A 21,548-nucleotide genomic window follows, 5' to 3' on the forward strand; every position below is an offset into this window, starting at 1 on the left:
CGCTCGGTTGCACCGGCGCGGGTGGGCGCTGCGGCATCACCAGCGGGCCGCGAATGCCGCATCCGCCGAGCAGGGGCATCGCTAGGCCGGCGGCAAACGCCGCTACAATCGCAACACGACGCAACATCGGGTCGTCCTTGGAAACAGGGGTCGAACGGGAGGCGGACCGGGACAGCGCGGCCGGGCAACGGTGCCCGCGGGCACTCGGGCCGGCATCTGATTGGCCCGCAGAACAATGCATCAGCCCGGAACGAGTCCCGCAGGGACCGGCCGTGGCTGGCGGTCTTGGAGTGTAGCATGTCCCTTTTGAGCGAAAGCGAGTTCCTGGCGCTGGCGACCGGCGAGCTCGATCGGCTGGAAAGCGCGATCGAGCAGGCCGCCGATGCGGCCGACGCCGATATCGAGATCAACCGCAGCGGCAATGTGATGGAGCTCGAGTTCGAGGACGGCTCGAAGATCATCATCAACAGCCAGGCGCCGATGCAGGAGTTGTGGGTCGCGGCGCGCGCCGGTGGCTTTCACTTCCGCCGCGACGGCGAACGCTGGGTCGACACGCGCGAAGGCACCGAGCTGTACCAGGCGCTGTCGCGCTATCTGAGCCAGCAGGCCGGCACCGCCTTGACGCTGGGCTGACCCCCGCACGCACGCCGACGAACGCTTGACCACCACCGCCCGCGTTCGCGAGGACGACGGTCCCGGTCAGTAAAAAGGCCAGCCCAAATCGGGCTGGCCTTTTTGTCGTGCGATCGGCCTGGGCCGTCGGCGCGGCCGCATCAGCCGCCGCCGAACATCTCCAGGATCCGGCGCTTTTCCTGCTCGAGGTCTGCCGCCGACGGCGCGGCGGGATCGGGCGCCTTGCCCGGCCACGGATCGCCCAGGCCCACCGAGGCCACGCCGGCGCCGCCGGCATTCTCTTCCAGCGTCCAGTCGCCGGCCACCATCACCACGCCTTCCGGCGGCTGGCGATCCGGGCTCTCGGGCACGCCCTTGAGCATCTTCGACATGTAGCTGATCCAGATCGGCAGCGACAGGCCGCCGCCGGTCTCGCGCACGCCCAGGCTCTTGGGCTGGTCGTAGCCCATCCAGGCCACCGCCACCAGCTTCGGCGTATAGCCGGCGAACCAGGCATCGACCGCATCGTTGGTGGTACCGGTCTTGCCGGCGAGGTCGTTGCGGCCCAGCCGCTGCTTGGCCGTGTACGCGGTGCCGGTGCGCACCACGTCGCGCAGCATGCTGTCGGCGATGAAGGCCGTGCGCGCGTCCAGCACCCGTACCGCGTCCTCCCCGGCGCGCTGCGGCTTGGTCTCCGACAGCACGTTGCCGCGCGCGTCGACCACGCGCTGGATCAGGTAGGGGTTGATGCGATAGCCGCCGTTGGCGAACACCGAATAGGCGCCCGCCATCTGCAGCGGCGTCACGCTGCCCGAGCCCAGCGCCATCGGCAGATAGGCCGCGTGCTTGTCGGCATCGAAGCCGAAGCGCGTGATGAACTCCTGTGCGTACTGCGTGCCGATCGCGCGCAGGATCCGCACCGACACCAGGTTCTTCGACTTGGCCAGCGCGCGGCGCATCGTCATCGGACCTTCGAAGCGGCCGTCGTAGTTCTTCGGCTCCCACACCTGGCCGCCGGTATCGGGGCCGATCGACAGCGGCGCGTCGTTGATCACGGTGGCCGGCGAGAAGCCCTTTTCCAGAGCGGCGGTATAGATGAACGGCTTGAAGCTCGAACCCGGCTGGCGCCACGCCTGCGTGACGTGGTTGAACTTGTTGCGGTTGAAGTCGAAGCCGCCGACCATCGCGCGGATCTCCCCGTCCTCGGGGTTCAGCGAGATGAACGCCGCGGCCACTTCGGGCAGCTGCGCCACCGACCACGCGCCTTTCTCGTTCTGCACCACGCGGATGATCGCGCCGGGACGGATCTTGACCTTGGGCTGGGCGTTGGCCGCCAGCGACGGCGCGATATAGCGCAGCGCCGAGCCTTCGATCACCACCTCCTCGCCGGACAGCAGCACCGCGCGCACCTGCTTGCTCGATGCCGCGGTGACGACCGCCGAACGCATGTCGTCGCTGGCCGGATGCTCGACCAGCGCGTCGTCGATCGCCTGCTCGCGCTCGGCCGGATCCGACGGCAGGTCGATGAAGGCCTCGGGACCGCGATAGCCGTGCTTGCGCTCGTAGTTCATGATGCCGGCGCGCACCGCCTCGTAGGCCGCGTCCTGATCGGCCTTGGTCAGCGTGGTGTAGACCGTCAGCCCGCGCGTGTAGGTTTCCTCGCGGTATTGCGCGTACATCAGCTGGCGCACGATCTCGGCCACGTATTCGGCGTGGGTCGAGAACTCGTTGCCCTCGTTGCGGACCTTCAGTTCCTCGTGCACCGCCTCGTCGTACTGCTGCGGCGTGATATAGCCCAGGTCGCGCATCCGCTGCAGGATGTATTCCTGCCGCACCTTGGCGCGCTTGCGGTTGACCACCGGGTTGTAGGCCGACGGGGCCTTGGGCAGGCCGGCCAGCATCGCCGCCTCGGCCACCGTGACGTCCTTGATCGACTTGCCGAAGTAGACGCGCGCGGCGCTGGAGAAGCCGTAGGCGCGCTGTCCCAGGTAGATCTGGTTCATGTACAGCTCGAGGATCTGATCCTTGCTCAGGTTCGCCTCGATCTTGTACGCCAGCATCATCTCGTAGATCTTGCGCGTGTAGGTCTTCTCGCTGGACAGGAAGAAGTTGCGCGCGACCTGCATCGTGATGGTCGACGCGCCCTGCGACAGGCCACCGCGCAGATTCGCCAGGCCCGCGCGCAGCACGCCGATGAAGTCGACGCCGCCATGCTCGTAGAAGCGGTCGTCCTCGATCGCCAGCACGGCTTTCTTCATCACGTCGGGGATTTCGGCGATCGGCACGAAGTTGCGCCGCTCCTCGCCGAATTCGCCGATCAGCACGTTGTCGGCGGTGTAGATGCGCAGCGGGATCTTCGGACGGTAGTCGGTCAGCGTGTCGAGCGACGGCAGGTTCGGTGCCGCGACCAGAAGCGCGTAGCCGAGCAGCAGGGCCACCGTGACGACACCCGCGGCCATCAGGCCCAGCGCCCAGTAGCTGGCGCGTATCCACAGCGGGCGGCGAGCCGGTTTGGCCGGCTTCTGTTGTGCAGTAGCCATTGGGTAATACCTAGTTGGAGGTGCCCGGATTATATCGCTCGCGTTCGCGGCTCCCGGGCGGGTAGTGCCGTGGCGGGCGCATCCATGCTGTTACAAGTTGTAAGGTCGGAAATCGCCGCCGCCAATACCAGTATGGGCGCCCGCGGCCCAAGCGCAATCGCGTCGTGACTTGCGAAAACCGGCTCGATGGGCATGGCGTCGCATTGCCGGTGCCATGGCTGGCTGCCGAGAATCGGTCCATCGGCGCGCCCTCGATCGTGGCACGGATCGCGGTGTCGGCAACGAACGGGCAGGCAAGCGGCGGGTCGGCGGGTTGGTGGCGGATTGGCGGCAGGTTGCGGCGGATTGGCGATGCTGGATCGGCGCACAGCAGTGGAAGCGCCGGTTAGAGCCGCCGTCGCGCCGCCGAGTTCAACGCCGCGCCCGGAACAAAGGTTCGACGGAGGGACCGGGATCGTGCGAAGGCAAGGCATCTGGCGTTGGGGATGGCATCGCGCAGCGGGTGTCGCACGGCGTCTGACACGGCGTCTGACACGGCGTCTGGCGCGTCATCTGGCGCGGCGGGCCGGTTCGTTGCGGCCGGGATGGCGCGCCGCCGCCGGCTTCGCCGGAGCCGCCGTGCTGGTGGGCGGCTATGGCGTCGATCGGCGAATCGCGGCTGTCGAGCGCGAGAACCGCACGCTGGCCGAGCGGGCCCGCCAATGGGAAGCGCCGGCGCGCGAGGCGGCCCGCTTGCGGCAGGAGATCGCCGTGGCGAGCCGGCGCGGCAGCGCGCTCGATGCGCTGCTGAGCGACCGCCTCCGGCCGGCTCGACTGCACGATGCGCTGGCCCGCCATGTGCCGCCCGGGGTCCAGCTGCGCAACATCGGTCAGCAGGGCGACACGGTGACGATCGAGGGCGTGGCGCGCCGTCACGAGCGGGTCGCGGCATTGCTGCGCGGGTTCGAACCGTTGCCGTGGCTGGCACGGGCCGAGCTGATCGAGTCCCGGGCGGAATCTTTCGAAGCCGGTACCGCGGGCACGGCGGACCAGGCGGCGGGATTCGCGTTCTCGGTGCGGCTGGTCTATCGCCCGTTCGACACCACAGGCACGGACAGCACGGTCGGCGCTTCCACGCCAACGCCGGCGCAGCCGCACAGGGGCGCGGATGGGCCCGCATGACGACGACGAGCTCCCGTACGCCTCGACCTGCTGGCCCGGGGACGCGGCGCAAGGCGATGCCGGCGCGCGGCACGGGTTTGCCCCGGGGCTTGCGTTGTGGCCGATGCTCGTCGCGGGCGCGGTGCTGGCGGCCGGCTGGCAGTGGCATTGGCGCGACAAGCTTGCCTTGCTCGACAGCCGGCGGGCCGAGCAGGCCGCACTGCGCCAGTCCGTCGCGCGGCAGGCGGCCGAGGCAGCGAGCGCCGAGCCGACGCGACGGCGCCTGGCCGGGTTGACGCAGGCGCTGACGATACGCGAGCGCCATCTGCCCGAGCATGGCGGCGTCGACGATCTGCTGGTCACGTTGAGCGCGCTCGCCGCGGCCCGTGGGCTTCGGATCGCGCTGTTCCAGCCGCAGCCCGCGGCGGCGGGCGAGGACTTCGCCCGGATTCCGCTGAGGCTGCGCGTCGACGGCGGATTTCGCGAGATCACCGCCTGGCTGGCCGATATCGCCGCCTTGCCGCGGCTGGTGACGCTGCAGTCGATGCAGCTGGCGGTCGGCAAGGGCGGCAGCGAGGGCGGCGGGCTGACGATGGAGGCGGTCGCGCTGGCCTACCGCGCGCTCGATGCCGTGGAGCGCGAGGCGAAACAGCGGGCGGCGCGCACATCGCGCGGCAAAGCCGCGGCCCAGGCTCCGCCGCCGACGTCATGGACACCGACACCGCCAGGTTCGCCGCCTCGGCTGGCCTTGCCGGATGCCAACCGTGCCAGCCATGCCGGCCATGCCGGCGACGCCGACCCGGCGGCGGCCGATCCCTTCGCCTACGCGCGGCTGGTGGCGCCGCTGATCGGACCGCCGGACGATCCGCTGGCCGCCGCGCGCCACGCACGGGCGCGGGAGCCGCTCGAGGCGTATGCGCTGGAGCAGATGCGGATGGTCGGCAGCCTGCACGGCGGGGGCCGCGCCTACGGTCTGGTGCGGGTCGATGGCGTCGATGGCGACGATGGCCTGGTCGCGGCGGTACAGGCGGGACAGCGTCTGGGCCGCCGCGATGGCGTCGTGGTGCGCATCGGCCGGGACGAGATCGTGCTGCGCGAACGCGTCTGGAACGGGGAGGATCGATGGATCGAAACGACGTCCCGCCTTGCGCTCGGTGCGCCGGCATGATCGTGCCCCTGCCGCGGCGGCTGATGCGACGGATGCTGGCGTTCGCGCTTGCGCTGGCCATGCCGTGGGCGGTTCCGCTGCGCGCGCTCGCCGTGCCCACGGTCGAAGCGTCGGCGGCCGAGGCCGTTGCCTGGCCGTCGTCCTCGCCCCCGCGCGAGCGCCTGTCCCTGAATTTCCAGCGCGTCGATGTCCGCGCGCTGCTGCAGGTCTTCGCGGATTTCACCGACCTGAACGTGGTCGCCAGCGACAGCGTGCAGGGCAATCTGACGCTGCGGCTCAAGGACGTGCCCTGGCAGCAGGCGCTGCGCATCGTGCTCGATGCGAAGGGCCTGGCGTCGCGGCGCGACGGCAACGTGCTGTGGGTCGCGCCGCGCGCCGAGCTCGCGGCACGGGACCGGCAGGAACTGGAGGCGCGGCAGCAACTGGCTGATCTGGAGCCGGTCGCAAGCCAGGTGTTCCAGCTGAACTATCAGCGTGCGGACGACGTCCGCCGGCTGCTGCTCGGCGGCGGATCCGGGGCGCCGGCGGGCACGGCGTCATACGGCGGTTCGCAAGGGCACGGCGCATCGGCCGGCGCTTCTGCGCTGCGGCTGCCGTCCCGGCGCGGCAGCCTGACGGCGGATGCCCGCACCAACCAGCTGTTCGTCTCGGACCTGCCCGAACGGCTGCAGCAGATCGCTGCCTTCCTGGCCCGCATCGATGTGCCGGTGCGCCAGGTCATCATCGAGGCGCGCATCGTCGAGGCCGACGACAAGTTCAGCCGCAACCTGGGCGTCAAGCTGAGCTTTGCCGCGCAATACGGGCGCGGCCGCATCGCCGATACGCTGTCCGACGTGATGCCCGGCGCGGCCGGGCAGCCCGGCCCGCTGCTCAGTCTGCCGGCCGGCGCGATGCATGGCGCCGATCCGGGCCATCTGGCGGTCAGCCTGTTCAACAGCGCGGCCAGCCGTTTCGTCGCGCTGGAGCTGTCGGCGCTCGAGGCCGACGGCAAGGGCAAGATCGTGTCGAGTCCGCGCGTGGTCACCACCAACAACATCAAGGCGCTGATCGAGCAGGGCACCGAGCTGCCCTACCAGGCGGCCACCTCCAGCGGCGCGACCTCGGTGCAGTTCCGCAAGGCCAATCTGAAGCTGGAGGTGACGCCGCAGATCACGCCCGAGGGCCAGGTGCTGCTCGACGTCGACGTCAGCAAGGACAGCGTCGGCGTGCAGACCACGCAGGGCTTCGCGATCGATACCAGGCACGTGCAGACCCAGGTGCTGCTCGAGAACGGCGGCACCGCGGTGATCGGCGGCATCTATACGCGCGCCGAGCGCGGCGATGCCGCCAAGGTGCCGCTGCTCGGGGATATCCCGCTGCTCGGCCGCCTGTTCGGCAGCCGCGCGGTCTGGCGCGACCGCACCGAGCTGCTCGTCTTCCTGACCCCGCGCATCCTGCACGATGCCGCCGCGCCGGCCCGCGCCGATTCGCGCGCTCCGCCAGGCGGGATGCAGTAGACTGAGGCCCGCAAATGCAGCGGCGGCGCCGGCATGCGGCAGGATCGGGCGAATTCCGCCGAAGATCGGCCGCCGGTGCCGGCCGCGCGGCTGCACGGGTCTTGCCCCGCCGGGCCCGACATAAGAAGATGATGCCGTTTCCAACCCGCGAGCCGCCTGCAGAGCGCCGATCGGCTCGCCGCGAATCCGTGACCGCTTCCCGTCCGAACCTTTTTTTCGTCGGCCTGATGGGCGCCGGCAAGACCACTGTCGGCCGCACCGTAGCCCGCCGCATCGGCTATTCCTTTTTCGATTCCGACCATGAGATCGAGGCGCGCTGCGGCGTTCGCATCCCGGTGATCTTCGATCACGAAGGGGAGAGCGGCTTTCGCGACCGCGAGGCGCAGATGATCGACGAGCTGACGCAGCGCCAGGGCATCGTGCTGGCGACCGGCGGCGGCGCGGTGCTGCGGCCGGAGAACCGCAGCCGGCTGAAGGCGCGCGGCACCGTGGTCTATCTGCGCGCCAGCCCGCACGACCTGTGGCTGCGCACGCGGCACGACCGCAACCGGCCGCTGCTGCAGACGCAGGACCCGAAGGCGCGCCTGGAGGCGTTGTATGCCGAGCGCGACCCGCTCTATCGCGAGGTGGCCGATTTCGTCATCGAGACCGGCAAGCCCTCGGTAGCCCAGCTTGCTAATATGGTGCTGATGCAACTCGAGATGTCCGGCTGGATCGCCGCGGCGGCCGGCGGCAACGATCCCCGCAACGATGTTCCAGACGATGCCCGCGGCGATGCCGGCATCGAGCCGGCCAAAGATACCAACACCGATGATCACGCTTGAAGTCGACCTGGGAGAGCGCAGCTATCCCATCCATATCGGCGCGGACCTGCTGGACCGCGCCGAACTGCTGGCCCCGCATATCCGTGGCCGCCACGCCGTCATTGTCACCAACGAGACCGTCGGCCCGCTGTACGCGGCGCGCGTCGAAGCCACGCTGGCCGGTCTGGGCAAGATCGTGCGCACGGTGACGCTGCCCGACGGCGAGTCCTTCAAGCACTGGCAGACGCTGAACCTGATCTTCGATGCGCTGCTCGGCGCCGGCGCCGACCGCAAGACCACGCTGATCGCGCTCGGCGGCGGCGTGGTCGGCGACATGACCGGGTTTGCCGCCGCCTGCTACATGCGCGGCGTACCGTTCGTGCAGATGCCGACCACGCTGCTGGCCCAGGTCGATTCGTCGGTGGGCGGCAAGACCGGCATCAACCATCCGCTCGGCAAGAACATGATCGGCGCCTTCCACCAGCCGCAGGCGGTGATCGCCGATATCGGCACGCTGAAGACGCTGCCGCCGCGCGAACTGGCCGCGGGCCTGGCCGAGGTCATCAAGCATGGCGCGATCGCCGACGCCGACTACTTCGGCTGGATCGAGCAGCATATCGGCGCGCTCAACGCCTGCGACGCCGACATGCTGGCGCTGGCCGTGCGGCGTTCGTGCGAGATCAAGGCGGCGGTGGTGGCGGCCGACGAGCGCGAAGGCGGCATCCGTGCCACGCTCAATTTCGGCCATACCTTCGGCCATGCGATCGAGGCCGGCATGGGCTACGGCGAATGGCTGCACGGCGAGGCGGTGGGCTGCGGCATGGTGATGGCCGCGGACCTGTCGCTGCGGCTGGGCTTCATCGACATCGAGACGCGCTCGCGCATCGAGCGGCTGGTGGCCGCCGCGATGCTGCCGGTCGTCGCGCCAGACCTCGGCGTGGACCGCTACATCGAACTGATGAAGGTCGACAAGAAGGCCGAGGCTGGCCAGATCAAGTTCATTCTGCTGAAGAAGCTGGGCGAGGCCCTGATCACCAGCGTGCCCGATGCCGACCTGCGTGCCACGCTGCAGCATGCCGTATTGAAACGTCCCGCCGAGGCACCGGTCGCGTAAGCGGTCGGCCATGCCTCGCAACCCTCAGACGATGCCCGCATCGCCCAACCGGATTGCCGCATGACCGACCTCGAAAGCCATCTCGCTCCCTATGCCGCGCACTCGGCGCAGTCGCGCGGGCGTGTCCATGTCGAACCGGCGTCGTCCTCGCGCAGCGAATTCCAGCGCGACCGCGACCGCGTGATCCACAGCACCGCGTTCCGCCGGCTCGAATACAAGACGCAGGTCTTCGTCAATCACGAGGGCGACCTGTTTCGCACGCGGCTGACGCATAGCCTCGAGGTGGCGCAGATTGCCCGGTCGATCGCCCGCAACCTGCGGCTGAACGAGGACCTGGTCGAGGCGATCTCGCTGGCGCACGACCTCGGCCACACGCCGTTCGGCCACGCCGGGCAGGATGCGCTGAACGCCTGCATGAAGAACCACGGCGGCTTCGAGCACAACCTGCAGAGCCTGCTGGTGGTGGACGAGCTGGAGGAGCGTTACGGCGGCTTCAACGGCCTGAACCTGACGTTCGAGACGCGCGAGGGCATCCTGAAACATTGCTCGCGCGTCAACGCCGCCGCGCTGGGCGAGCTGGGGCGGCGCTTCCTCGAGGGCACGCAGCCGTCGCTGGAGGCGCAACTGGCCAATCTGGCCGACGAGATCGCCTACAACAATCACGATATCGACGACGGGCTGCGCTCGGGGCTGCTGACGCTCGAGCAGATGGAAGAGGTGCCGATGTGGGGCCGTCACCGCGCCGAGGTCATCGCGGCCTATCCGGGCATCAACGGCCGCCGGCTGATCAACGAGACGGTCCGCCGGATGATCAACACGCTGATCGTCGACCTGATCGAGACGACCCGCCGCAATATCGCCGCGGCGCGGCCGGCCGACATCGACGCGGTGCGGGCCGCCGGGCCGCTGGTCGCGTTCAGCCCGGCGGTCAGGGAGGAGGCACAGGCGCTCAAGCGCTTCCTGTTCCGCCATCTGTACCGCCACTACCTGGTGATGCGGATGTCGGCCAAGGCCCAGCGCATCATCGACGACCTGTTCGAGGCGTTCATGGGCGACCCGCGCCTGCTGCCGCCGCAATATCAGGCGGCCCACGGCGGCGACCAGCCGCGGCTGATCGCCCACTACATCGCCGGCATGACCGACCGCTACGCGATTCGGGAGCATCGGCGCATGTTCGCCGTCGGCGAGCAGAACTGATGGCCGGCCGGGGGGCCGCCCAATCAAAAAAATAGGGACAGATCAGCTATCATGGCGCCATCGCATTGACACGATGGCGCCATGGCTCGACTTCCCCGCTTCTCTCCGACCGGCCTGCCGGCACTGGTGTTGCAACGTGGCAACAACCGCCAGCCGGTCTTCCTGACCGCGGACGACTACCGCTTCTACCTCGATTGCCTGCGCATGGCGGCGCGCGAGCACGATCTGGCGGTGCACGCCTATGGGCTGCGGCCCAACCATATCCACCTGGTGGCGACGCCGCGGCGCGACGACGCGTTGAGCCTGACCATGCAGGCGGTCGGACGCCGCTACGCCCGCTACTTCAATCGGGTCGCCAACCGCACCGGCACGCTGTGGGAAGGGCGCTTCCGCTCCGCGGTGCTGGAGCCGGACGCCTGGCTGCTGCCGGCGATGCTCTATGTCGAAGGCAATGCGGTCCGCGCCGGCGAAGCCAACACGCCGGAGGAAGACCGCTGGAGCAGCCACCGCCATCACGTCGGCCTCGAGGCGAGCCCCTTTGTGAGCGATCACTCCGCCTATTGGGCGCTTGGCAATACACCGTTCGAGCGCCAATCGCGCTACCAGTCGCTGGCGGCCGAAGGGTTGTCGTCCAGCACGCTGGCCACGCTGCGCAAACACGCGCACAGCGGCTGGCCTCTCGGCAGCGAAGCCTTCCTGCGCGGACTGGAGCGCCACGCGGAACGGCGTGTGCAGCCGTTGCCCAAGGGCCGGCCGAAACGCGCGACGACCGAAGCCGAGGCTCCGGCAACGTCCTGAAACGGTGTCGGCGGCGGGTCGGAGCGGCGCCCCGAATTGGTGCAATCATAATATGTCCCCAATTAATGACCATCACCAAAACAGGGCATGAAATAATATGATCTGACCCTATTTTATTTTTTTGCGGGACTCGGACGATTCTTTTATATTTGCTCCACCCACATTCATTGTGCGGCGCGTCACGTCCTGTGTACGCCGCTGCGGTCCCCTTCGCTGCCAATCACGTCCGACCGGACTGCACGCGAACGCCGTTCCGGCCGATGCCACACGAGGCGCGCTGCCCTCACCGGAATCGAAGCCCGTGGACCAATCGCAATTCCCGCCGGCCGAGCAGGCCCAGCAGGCCCAACAGGCCCAACAGGCGCTGCAGACCCACGCCAGCGCCGAGCGCCCGCAGGCGCAAGGCATGTACGACCCCGCCAACGAGCATGACGCCTGCGGCGTCGGCATGGTCGCCCATATCAAGGGCAAGAAGAGCCACGAGATCATCCTGCAGGGCCTGAAGATCCTGGAGAACCTGGATCACCGGGGCGCGGTGGGCGCGGACCACCTGATGGGCGACGGCGCGGGCATCCTGATCCAGATTCCCGACCAGTTCTATCGCGAGGAAATGGCCGCGCAGGGCGTCACGCTGCCGCCGGCCGGCGAGTACGGCGTGGGCATGATCTTCCTGCCGAAGGAGCACGCGTCGCGCCTGGCCTGCGAACAGGAGCTCGAGCGCACCGTCCGCCTGGAAGGCCAGGTCGTGCTGGGCTGGCGCGACGTGCCGGTCGACGCGGCGATGCCGATGTCGCCGACCGTGCGCAAGACCGAGCCGGTGATCCGCCAGATCTTCATCGGCCGCGGCCGCGACATCATGACGACCGACGCGCTCGAGCGGAAGCTGTACGTGATCCGCAAGACCGCCAGCCACGCGATCCAGGCGCTCAAGCTCAAGCACGGCAAGGAGTACTTCGTGCCGTCGATGTCGGCGCGCACCGTGGTCTACAAGGGCCTGCTGCTGGCCAACCAGGTCGGCCAGTACTACCGCGACCTGCAGGATGCGCGCGCCGTGTCGGCGCTGGCGCTGGTCCACCAACGGTTCTCGACCAACACCTTCCCGGCCTGGGAGCTGGCGCACCCGTACCGGATGGTCGCCCACAACGGCGAAATCAACACCGTCAAGGGCAACGTCAACTGGATCAACGCGCGTACCGGCGCGATCTCGTCGCCGGTGCTGGGCGAGGACCTGCCCAAGCTGTGGCCGCTGATCTATCCGGGCCAGTCCGATACCGCGTCGTTCGACAACTGCCTCGAGCTGCTGACGATGGCCGGCTACCCGCTGGTCCACGCGATGATGATGATGATTCCGGAAGCGTGGGAGCAGCACACGCTGATGGACGACAACCGTCGCGCCTTCTACGAGTACCACGCGGCGATGATGGAGCCGTGGGACGGCCCCGCGGCGATCTGCTTCACCGACGGCCGCCAGATCGGCGCGACGCTGGACCGCAACGGCCTGCGTCCGGCGCGCTTCTACGTGACCGAGGACGACGTCGTGGTGCTGGCCTCCGAGGCCGGCGTGCTGCCGTTCCCCGAGTCGCGCGTGGTGCAGAAGTGGCGCCTGCAGCCGGGCAAGATGTTCCTGATCGATATGGAGCAGGGCCGCATCATCGACGACAAGGAACTGAAGGACAACCTGGCCAACGCCAAGCCCTACAAGAGCTGGATCGACGCCGTACGCATCAAGCTCGACGAGATCGACGCGAAGCCCGAGGACGTCGCCTCCGAGGCCAAGCCCGCGGCCAAGCTGCTGGACCGCCAGCAGGCGTTCGGCTTCACGCAGGAGGACGTCAAGTTCCTGATGGCGCCGATGGCGCTGTCCGGCGAAGAGGCGACCGGCTCGATGGGCAACGACTCGCCGCTGGCGGTGCTGTCGTCGAAGAACAAGACGCTGTACCACTACTTCAAGCAGCTGTTCGCCCAGGTCACCAACCCGCCGATCGACCCGATCCGCGAGAACATGGTGATGTCGCTGGTGTCCTTCATCGGGCCGAAGCCGAACCTGCTCGAGCTGAACAACATCAACCCGCCGATGCGCCTCGAAGTGTCCCAGCCGGTGCTGGACTTCAAGGACATCGCCAAGATCCGCAACATCGAGCACTACACCGGCGGCAAGTTCCGTTCGTACGAGCTCGACATCTGCTATCCGGCCCAGTGGGGCAAGGAAGGCATCGAGGCGCGCCTGGCGTCGCTGTGCGCCGAGGCCGTCGATGCGGTGAAGTCGGGCTACAACATCCTGATCGTGTCGGACCGTCGCGTCGATCCGTCGCACGTCGCGATCCCGGCGCTGCTGGCCACCTCGGCGATCCACCATCACCTGGTGGAGAAGGGCCTGCGCACGTCCACCGGCCTGGTGGTCGAGACCGGCTCGGCGCGCGAGGTCCATCACTTCGCGCTGCTGGCCGGCTACGGCGCCGAGGCGGTGCACCCGTACCTGGCGATGGAGACGCTGGCCGAGATGGCCGGCGGCCTGTCGGGCGACCTGTCGGCCGACAAGGCGATCAAGAACTTCATCAAGGCGATCGGCAAGGGCCTGCAGAAGGTGATGTCCAAGATGGGCATCTCGACCTACATGTCGTACACCGGCGCGCAGATCTTCGAGGCCATCGGCCTGTCGCGCGAACTGGTGCAGAAGTACTTCCACGGCACCGCGTCGAACGTCGAGGGCATCGGCATCTTCGAGGTCGCCGAGGAAGCGCTGCGCCTGCACCGCGACGCCTTCGGCGACAGCCCGGTGCTGGAGAACATGCTCGACGCCGGCGGCGAATATGCGTTCCGCATCCGCGGCGAAGAGCATATGTGGACCCCGGACTCGATCGCCAAGCTGCAGCACTCGGTGCGCGCCAACGAGGGGCAGGGCGCCTACCAGACCTACAAGGAATACGCGAACCTGATCAACGACCAGAGCCGCCGCCACATGACGCTGCGCGGCCTGTTCGAGTTCAAGGTCGATCCGTCGAAGGCGATTCCGCTGGAGGAAGTCGAGCCGGCCAAGGAAATCGTCAAGCGCTTTGCCACCGGCGCGATGTCGCTCGGCTCGATCTCGACCGAGGCGCACACCACGCTGGCGATCGCGATGAACCGCATCGGCGGCAAGTCGAACACCGGCGAGGGCGGCGAGGACGAGAAGCGCTATCGCAACGAGCTGCGCGGCATTCCGATCAAGAACGGCGACACGCTCAAGAGCCTGCTGGGCGACGACGTGGTCGAGCGCGACATCGAACTGAAGGACGGCGATTCGCTGCGCTCGAAGATCAAGCAGGTCGCCTCGGGCCGGTTCGGCGTGACCGCCGAATACCTGGCCTCGGCCGACCAGATCCAGATCAAGATGGCGCAGGGCGCCAAGCCCGGCGAGGGCGGCCAGCTGCCGGGCCACAAGGTGTCGGACTACATCGGCAAGCTGCGTTATTCGGTGCCGGGCGTCGGCCTGATCTCGCCGCCGCCGCACCACGACATCTATTCGATCGAGGACCTGGCGCAGCTGATCCACGACCTGAAGAACGTCAATCCGCAGGCCGACATCTCGGTCAAGCTGGTGTCCGAAGTGGGCGTCGGCACGGTTGCGGCGGGCGTGGCCAAGGCCAAGGCCGACCACGTGGTGATCGCCGGCCATGACGGCGGCACCGGCGCCTCGCCGTGGTCGTCGATCAAGCATGCCGGCACGCCGTGGGAACTCGGCCTGGCCGAGACGCAGCAGACGCTGATGCTCAACGGTCTGCGCAACCGCATCCGCGTGCAGGCCGACGGCCAGATGAAGACCGGCCGCGACGTGGTGATCGGCGCGCTGCTGGGCGCCGACGAGTTCGGCTTCGCCACCGCGCCGCTGGTCGCCGAGGGCTGCATCATGATGCGCAAGTGCCATCTGAACACCTGCCCGGTCGGCGTCGCCACGCAGGACCCGGTGCTGCGCAAGAAATTCCAGGGCAAGCCCGAGCACGTCGTCAATTTCTTCTTCTTCGTCGCCGAGGAAGCGCGCGAGATCATGGCGCAGCTGGGCATCCGGACCTTCGACGAGCTGATCGGCCGCGCCGACCTGCTCGACACCCGTGCCGGCATCGAACACTGGAAGGCGCGCGGCCTGGACTTCTCGCGCATCTTCTATCAGCCGCCGTTCCCGGGCGAGCAGCCGCGTTTCCATACCGATACGCAGGACCACGGCCTGGCGCCGGAATCGGGCAAGGCGCTCGATCACGTGCTGATCGCCAAGTCGCGCGCGGCCATCGACAAGGGCGAGCGGGTGTCGTTCATCCAGCCGATCAAGAACGTCAACCGTACCGTCGGCGCGATGCTGTCGGGCGTGGTGGCGCGCCAGTACGGCCACGAGGGCCTGCCGGACGACACCATCCACATCCAGCTGCAGGGCACCGCCGGCCAGTCGTTCGGCGCGTTCCTGGCGCACGGCATCACGCTGGACCTGGTGGGCGACGCCAACGACTACGTCGGCAAGGGCCTGTCGGGCGGCCGCGTGATCGTGCGCACGCCGCACGAGTTCCGCGGCGATCCGACCCGCAACATCATCGTCGGCAACACCGTGCTGTACGGCGCGATCGCGGGCGAGGCCTTCTTCAACGGCGTGGCCGGCGAGCGCTTCGCGGTGCGCAACTCGGGCGCCGTCGCAGTGGTCGAGGGCACCGGCGACCATGGCTGCGAGTACATGACCGGCGGCACCGTGGTGGTGCTCGGCGCCACCGGCCGCAACTTCGCGGCCGGCATGTCGGGCGGCGTGGCCTACGTCTATGACGAGGACGGCCTGTTCGACAAGCGCTGCAACACCTCGATGGTCGCGCTCGAAGCGGTGCTGGGCGCCGCCGATCAGGAGAAGGGCCAGAGCGCGGCGAGCTGGCACAAGTTCGGCGGCAAGCGCCAGCTGGACGAGGTGATCCTGCGCGGCCTCATCGAGCAGCACTTCCGCTTCACCGGCTCGGAGCGCGCCAAGGCGCTGCTGTCGGACTGGACCACGGCGCGCCGCAAGTTCGTCAAGGTCTTCCCGACCGAGTACAAGCGGGCGCTGGGCGAGATGTACGCCAAGGAACAGGCCGCGCGCGACAGCGACCGCGAGGCGATCGCCGCCTGAGGGCGGGCACCGCAGCCGGGACGGCGCGGGCGGCAACGGTGGCGAATCGCTGCCGCCGCGCGGTCCACCACACCACTATGACCTCACAACGGGGCGCGCGCGTCGCGCTGCGCCCCGAGCACAACCCAAGGAAGCGACATGGGCAAGGCGACTGGCTTTCTCGAATTTCCGCGCCAGAGCGAGAGTTACGAACCGGCACCGAAGCGGGTCCGGCATTACAAGGAATTCGTGTTCCGGCTCAGCGACAACGAAGCCAAGGTGCAGGGCGCGCGCTGCATGGACTGCGGCATCCCGTTCTGCAACAACGGCTGCCCGGTCAACAACATCATCCCGGACTTCAACGACCTGGTGTATCGCCAGGACTGGAAGTCGGCGATCGACGTGCTGCACCAGACCAACAACTTCCCCGAGTTCACCGGCCGCATCTGCCCGGCGCCGTGCGAGGCCGCCTGCACGCTCGGCATCAATGAAGACCCGGTCGGCATCAAGTCGATCGAGCGCGCGATCGGCGACAAGGCCTGGGAAGAGGACTGGGTCAAGCCGCAGCCGCCGGCGCACAAGACCGGCAAGACCGTGGCCGTGGTCGGCTCGGGTCCCGCGGGCCTGGCGGCCGCGCAGCAGCTGGCGCGCGCCGGCCACGACGTGACGGTGTTCGAGAAGAACGACCGCATCGGCGGCCTGCTGCGCTACGGCATCCCCGACTTCAAGCTCGAGAAGGCGCTGATCGATCGGCGCATGGCGCAGATGCAGGCCGAGGGCGTGACCTTCCGCGCCGGCGTGATGGTGACCGACGGCAAGCTGCCGGCCGGCATCAAGAACTACGCGCGCGAAACGATCTCGGCGCAGGAACTGATGGACCAGTTCGACGCGGTCGTGCTGGCCGGCGGCGCCGAAGTGCCGCGCGATCTGCCGGTGCCGGGACGCGAGCTGCAGGGCGTGCATTTCGCGCTGGAATTCCTGATTCCGCAGAACAAGGAAGTGGCCGGCGACGGTCCCAACGAGATTCGCGCCGACGGCAAGCACGTGGTGGTGATCGGCGGCGGCGATACCGGCTCGGACTGCGTCGGCACGTCGAACCGCCATGGCGCCGTCTCGGTGACCCAGTTCGAACTGCTGCCGCAGCCGCCGGAAGAAGAGAACAAGCCGCTGGTGTGGCCGTACTGGCCGATCAAGCTGCGCACCTCGTCGTCGCACGAGGAAGGCTGCGAGCGCGACTGGTCGGTGGCGACCAAGGAGTTCATCGGCGAGAACGGCAAGGTCACCGCGCTGAAGGCCTGCCGGGTCGAATGGAAGGACGGCCGCATGCAGGAAGTGCCCGACAGCGAGTTCGTGCTGAAAGCCGACCTGGTGCTGCTGGCGATGGGCTTCACCAACCCGGTGGGCTCGATGCTGGAAGCGTTCGGGGTCGACACCGATGCGCGCAAGAACGCCAAGGCCTCCACCGAAGGCGAACGCGCCTATTACACCAATGTGCCGAAGGTGTTCGCCGCCGGCGACGTGCGCCGCGGTCAGTCGCTGGTGGTCTGGGCCATCCGCGAAGGCCGCCAGGCCGCGCGCTCGGTCGATGCCTTCCTGATGGGGCATTCGGAACTGCCGCGCTGAGGCGGTTGCCGGGGGGGGGCGCTTGCCCTCTCCCCCAACCCCTCTTCCGCCAGCGGGAGAGGGGAGCCGACCGGCAGAACTGTCCACGCGATCGGGTTCTCCCTCTCCGCTGGCGGGACAGGGCCGGGGAGAGGGCAGCCGACAGCGGGCAGCGGGGCATGCGCCATGCCACCGTCCTGCGACACTACGCCCCGATTTCCTTCCCCATCACCACCGCCCCCTTCCCATAGCGCGACAGCTTGGTCGCCGCTTCCCCGGCAAGCGCCACCGGTGCATAGCCGAGCCCCTGCCACCAGCGCGCCGCGCTCTGTACCGCGATCAGCCGCGAGCAGCGCAGGCCGGCCTGCTTCGCCCCCTGCCGGGCCTTCTCGTAGAGCCGTTTCGCCAGGCCTTGCCCCTGTCCGGCAGGCGCCACCGCCATGTCGTGGATAAACCAGGTCAGGCGTGAGTCGGCGGGCGCGTCGTGCCGCAACACGCCGTCCAGCGGCGGCAGCGACTCGCGCGGCCACGGGTGGGTCAGCAGATAGGCGGCAAGCCGTTGCGGCGCATCGGCGTGCGTGGCGACCCAGCATAGCGTCGGCGCCAGCGCCAGCCGGCTGGCCAGCGCGTCGGCCGATTCGATCAGTTCGGGGCGGTAGCACTGCGCCTGCACCGCCAGCACTTCGAGCAGATCGGCCGCCGCCATCGGCCGCAACAGGAATTCGGACATGGCGCGGATTATAGGGCGCGCCGGCATGCGGCCTGGCGAAGCGCGCCCGGCGCAGTGCTTCCAGCGATGGACCTGCGCGCGATGGACGTCCGCGCGAAGTGCTTCCGGGTTGACCCGGCTATGGTTAACGCGGTTTGTGCTGGCCGGAACCGGCTTCGTACAATCGTCCCAAGCAAGAACAACGCTGCCTCGCTCACCCCTGTCAGCCAATCCAGGTGCCCCACCAGCGCGGCGCCCCGGAGGATCTTGATGCCCGAAGTACGCATGCTTGCGCGGCTTTGGCGAGGTAAGGCGACGTTGCACTTCCCCGCCGTGACGGCGACCGGCGCACCTGGCGCGCGGCCGCGCGCCGCGGCCGGCCCCGGGCGCGCGGTGGTCGTGATGTGTCTTCTGTCGGCTCTCCTCGGCCCGGTCAGCGGCGGGCTGGCTGCCCCGCCGGCCGCCCAGTCCAACGCGCAGCCCGCCACGCCGTCCGCCGCGCCATCGGGCGCCGCCGCGCGCTCCGCCTCGATGTCCTTTCCCGCCCGCCCGCTGCGGCTGGTCGTGCCGTTTCCCGCCGGCGGCGTGCCGGACGCCATCGCGCGCACGCTGGCCGAGAAGCTGGCCGCCAGGCTGGGCGTGCCGGTCGAGGTCGACAATCGCCCCAGCGCCAACGGCACCACCGCCGGCGACGTCGTGGCCAAGGCCAGTTCCGACGGCCATACGCTGCTGCTGCACCAGTCGACGATGCTGATCCAGTCCGGCGTCGAGCCGCTGCCCTACGACGTGGTGCGCGATTTCACGCCGGTGGCGCGCGTCGCCGCGATGCCGCTGTTCCTGGTGATCGACGCCCGCCTGCCGATCCGCACACCGCAGCAATGGATCGCGGCGGTGCGCGCCAATCCCGGTGCCTACAGCGTCGGCACGGCACAGGCCGGCACGCCGGCGCATCTGTATGCGGAATACGCGGTGCGCGGCATTCCCAACGGCGTGCCGCTGGTGACCGCCAAGGGCGAGGCGGCGCTGGTGCAGGAGATGCTGGCGGGCCGGATCAGCGCCTGTTTCTGCAATTTCGCGCCGGTCCAGCAGCATGTGCGGGAGGGTACGCTGCGGCTGCTCGGCGTGGCGGGATCGGCCCGTTCGCCGCTGGCTCCTGGCGTGCCGACTCTTCACGAGAGTGGACTCGACGGCTACGGCGCGGGTCCGTGGCTGGGCGTGCTGGCCCCGGCCAAGACGCCGCGGGCCATCGTCGCCAGGCTGGCCACGGTGCTGGACGAGGTCATGCGCGAGGGCGACGTCGGGCGTCGGCTGGAATCGGTCGGGCTGACGCCGCTGCGCGACTCGCCCGAGGCCTTCGCGACCTCGATCCGCTCGGAATCGATCCAGTGGCAGGTGATCCTGCGCCAGGCAGGCAGGCCGGTCGAACCTTGATTGCGCCGCGGCGTGCGCCGCTTTTGTCGTCCCCTCGTCGCCCCTCGTTGCTCCCTCGTCGGCCCCTCGTCGGCCCTTCGTCGCCCGATAGTGCACGTCGCGCTGCCCTGCAGCATTTCATCGCGGGCGCATTGCCCGGCACGCGAACGGACGAGTATAGGTATTAGCACTTATAATGCCGACCGTCTCTAGCGCGATGCCAACGTGACCGAAACCACACCCAACCTCGTCGAGCTGCAAGCGGTCGACTTCGCCTATGCGGCGGGCGGCAAGCCCATCCTGTCGGGCCTGTCCATGCGGATTCCGCGCGGCAAGGTCGTCGCGGTCATGGGCGGTTCGGGCTGCGGCAAGACCACCGTGCTGCGGCTGATCGGCGGCCAGGTCCGGCCTCAACGCGGCCACGTGCGCTTCGACGGCGCCGATATCCCGGCGCTGGATCGCGCGGGCCTCTATGCGGCGCGGCGGCAGATGGGGATGCTGTTCCAGTTCGGCGCGCTGTTTACCGACCTGTCGGTGTTCGACAACGTCGCCTTCCCGCTGCGCGAGCACACCGACCTGCCCGAATCGATGATCCGCGACCTGGTGCTGATGAAGCTCAACGCGGTCGGCCTGCGCGGCGCGCGCGACCTGATGCCGGCGCAGATCTCCGGAGGCATGGCGCGGCGCGTGGCGCTGGCGCGCGCGATCGCGCTCGATCCTTCGCTGCTGATGTACGACGAGCCCTTTGCCGGGCTCGATCCCATTTCGCTGGGCCTGACCGCGCGCCTGATCCGCACGCTGAACGACGCGCTCGGCGCCACCACGATCATCGTGTCGCACGACGTGCACGAGACCTTCCAGATCGCCGACTACGTGTATTTCATTGCCGAAGGCCGCATCGCGGCGGAAGGGGAGCCCGAGGCGCTGCGCGCGTCGACCGATCCCTTCGTCCACCAGTTCGTGCATGCCGAGGCCGACGGCCCGGTGCCGTTCCACTACGGCGGGCCCTCGCTCGCCGAGGACTTCGTCGGCGGGGCGGGACGGTGATGGGCGCGCTCTACAACGCCATCGCGACGATCGGCTCGGCGGTGCGCCAGACCGTCGAGGGCCTGGGCATGGCCACGCGGATGTTCTTCGCGATGCTGGCGATGTCGCCGTCGATGCTGCGGCGCTTCCGGCTGGTATCGGACCAGATTTTCTTTGTCGGCAACCTGTCGCTGGTGATCATCGCGGTGTCCGGGCTGTTCGTCGGCTTCGTGCTGGGCCTGCAGGGCTACTACACGCTGAACCGCTACGGCTCCGAACAGGCGCTGGGGCTGCTGGTCGCGCTGTCGTTGGTGCGCGAGCTCGGGCCGGTGGTGACCGCGCTGCTGTTCGCCGGCCGCGCCGGCACCTCGCTGACCGCCGAGATCGGCCTGATGAAGGCGGGCGAGCAGCTGACCGCGATGGAAATGATGGCGGTGAACCCGCTGCAGCGCGTGGTCGCGCCCCGCTTCTGGGCCGGCGTGATCGCGATGCCGGTGCTGGCGGCGATCTTCAGCGCGGTCGGCATCCTGGGCGGCTATATCGTCGGCGTGCAGCTGATCGGCGTCGACGCCGGCGCGTTCTGGTCGCAGATGCAGGGCGGCGTCGACGTGCGCGACGACGTGCTGAACGGCGTTATCAAGAGCTTTATCTTCGGCATTGCCGTGACGTTTATCGCCTTGTACCAGGGCTACGAGGCCAAGCCGACGCCCGAGGGCGTGTCGCGCGCCACCACCCGCACCGTGGTGATCGCGTCGCTCGCCGTGCTGGGGCTCGATTTCCTGCTGACGGCGCTGATGTTCAGTACCTGAGCCCCGCATGGGCGCCGTCGCATCCCGCT

Annotated in this window: 14 protein-coding genes and 1 pseudogene; 13 read left to right on the forward strand and 2 right to left on the reverse strand. The window is 68.8% G+C overall.

Translation table 11 applies throughout. The features are described from left to right. Positions 1 to 297: 297 nt before the first annotated feature. Positions 298 to 633: an iron donor protein CyaY gene (gene cyaY / locus FOB47_RS00915; RefSeq protein WP_053822666.1), complete on the forward strand. Its 336-nt coding sequence runs from the start codon at positions 298 to 300 to the stop codon at positions 631 to 633. A 140-nt stretch (positions 634 to 773) separates the two neighbouring features. On the opposite strand, the gene FOB47_RS00920 is transcribed toward cyaY, so the two are convergent. Next, positions 774 to 3,152, reverse strand: coding sequence for a penicillin-binding protein 1A (locus FOB47_RS00920; protein ID WP_174779682.1), 2,379 nt, complete (start codon positions 3,150 to 3,152; stop codon positions 774 to 776). 351 nt (positions 3,153 to 3,503) lie between these two features. On the opposite strand from FOB47_RS00920, the gene FOB47_RS00925 reads away from it, so the two are divergent. From FOB47_RS00925 to FOB47_RS00965, 9 genes and pseudogenes are all read left to right on the forward strand, one after another. Further along, a complete protein-coding gene (locus tag FOB47_RS00925; protein ID WP_174779683.1) occupies positions 3,504 to 4,313 on the forward strand; it encodes a PilN domain-containing protein in 810 nt (269 codons plus the stop codon). Beyond that, a complete protein-coding gene (locus tag FOB47_RS00930; protein WP_174779684.1) occupies positions 4,300 to 5,460 on the forward strand; it encodes a pilus assembly protein PilP in 1,161 nt (386 codons plus the stop codon). The genes FOB47_RS00925 and FOB47_RS00930 overlap by 14 nt, the downstream gene beginning before the upstream one ends. 155 nt (positions 5,461 to 5,615) lie before the next feature. Continuing rightward, positions 5,616 to 6,956, forward strand: a pseudogene (locus FOB47_RS00935) (type IV pilus secretin PilQ); the annotation flags it as partial. Positions 6,957 to 7,144: 188 nt separating this feature from the next. Then, entirely contained in the window at positions 7,145 to 7,780 is a 636-nt protein-coding gene (gene aroK / locus FOB47_RS00940; RefSeq protein ID WP_226994776.1) for a shikimate kinase AroK, read from the forward strand. Further along, positions 7,767 to 8,873, forward strand: a complete 1,107-nt coding sequence (gene aroB / locus FOB47_RS00945; protein WP_174779686.1) for a 3-dehydroquinate synthase — start codon at positions 7,767 to 7,769, stop codon at positions 8,871 to 8,873. Before aroK ends, aroB begins: the two co-directional genes overlap by 14 nt. Positions 8,874 to 8,933: 60 nt before the next feature. After that, positions 8,934 to 10,070 (forward strand): deoxyguanosinetriphosphate triphosphohydrolase, encoded by a 1,137-nt coding sequence (locus tag FOB47_RS00950; protein ID WP_174779687.1) that lies wholly within the window; start codon positions 8,934 to 8,936, stop codon positions 10,068 to 10,070. A gap of 81 nt (positions 10,071 to 10,151) precedes the next feature. Beyond that, complete coding sequence (locus tag FOB47_RS00955) at positions 10,152 to 10,868, forward strand: transposase (protein WP_174779688.1); 717 nt, start codon at positions 10,152 to 10,154, stop codon at positions 10,866 to 10,868. A 301-nt stretch (positions 10,869 to 11,169) separates the two neighbouring features. After that, on the forward strand, positions 11,170 to 15,984 hold the full coding sequence (locus tag FOB47_RS00960; RefSeq protein WP_174779689.1) for a glutamate synthase-related protein: 4,815 nt from the start codon (positions 11,170 to 11,172) through the stop codon (positions 15,982 to 15,984). A gap of 138 nt (positions 15,985 to 16,122) precedes the next feature. Beyond that, complete coding sequence (locus FOB47_RS00965; RefSeq protein WP_053822657.1) at positions 16,123 to 17,586, forward strand: glutamate synthase subunit beta; 1,464 nt, start codon at positions 16,123 to 16,125, stop codon at positions 17,584 to 17,586. Between the two features lie 184 nt (positions 17,587 to 17,770). Here FOB47_RS00965 and FOB47_RS00970 read toward each other — a convergent pair whose 3' ends face one another. Further along, on the reverse strand, positions 17,771 to 18,295 hold the full coding sequence (locus FOB47_RS00970; RefSeq protein WP_174779690.1) for a GNAT family N-acetyltransferase: 525 nt from the start codon (positions 18,293 to 18,295) through the stop codon (positions 17,771 to 17,773). Between the two features lie 249 nt (positions 18,296 to 18,544). On the opposite strand from FOB47_RS00970, the gene FOB47_RS00975 reads away from it, so the two are divergent. The 3 genes from FOB47_RS00975 to mlaE all read left to right on the forward strand — a co-directional run bounded on the left by FOB47_RS00975 (position 18,545) and on the right by mlaE (position 21,519). After that, positions 18,545 to 19,705: a Bug family tripartite tricarboxylate transporter substrate binding protein gene (locus tag FOB47_RS00975; protein ID WP_174779691.1), complete on the forward strand. Its 1,161-nt coding sequence runs from the start codon at positions 18,545 to 18,547 to the stop codon at positions 19,703 to 19,705. A 204-nt stretch (positions 19,706 to 19,909) separates the two neighbouring features. Further along, the gene (locus FOB47_RS00980; protein ID WP_053822654.1) at positions 19,910 to 20,731 is read left to right on the forward strand and encodes an ABC transporter ATP-binding protein; all 822 of its coding nucleotides are present in this window, start codon (positions 19,910 to 19,912) and stop codon (positions 20,729 to 20,731) included. Then, a complete protein-coding gene (gene mlaE, locus FOB47_RS00985) occupies positions 20,731 to 21,519 on the forward strand; it encodes a lipid asymmetry maintenance ABC transporter permease subunit MlaE (RefSeq protein ID WP_174779692.1) in 789 nt (262 codons plus the stop codon). The genes FOB47_RS00980 and mlaE overlap by 1 nt, the downstream gene beginning before the upstream one ends. Positions 21,520 to 21,548: the final 29 nt, after the last annotated feature.

This window comes from Cupriavidus gilardii (assembly GCF_013347325.1).
Taxonomy (GTDB): domain Bacteria; phylum Pseudomonadota; class Gammaproteobacteria; order Burkholderiales; family Burkholderiaceae; genus Cupriavidus; species Cupriavidus gilardii.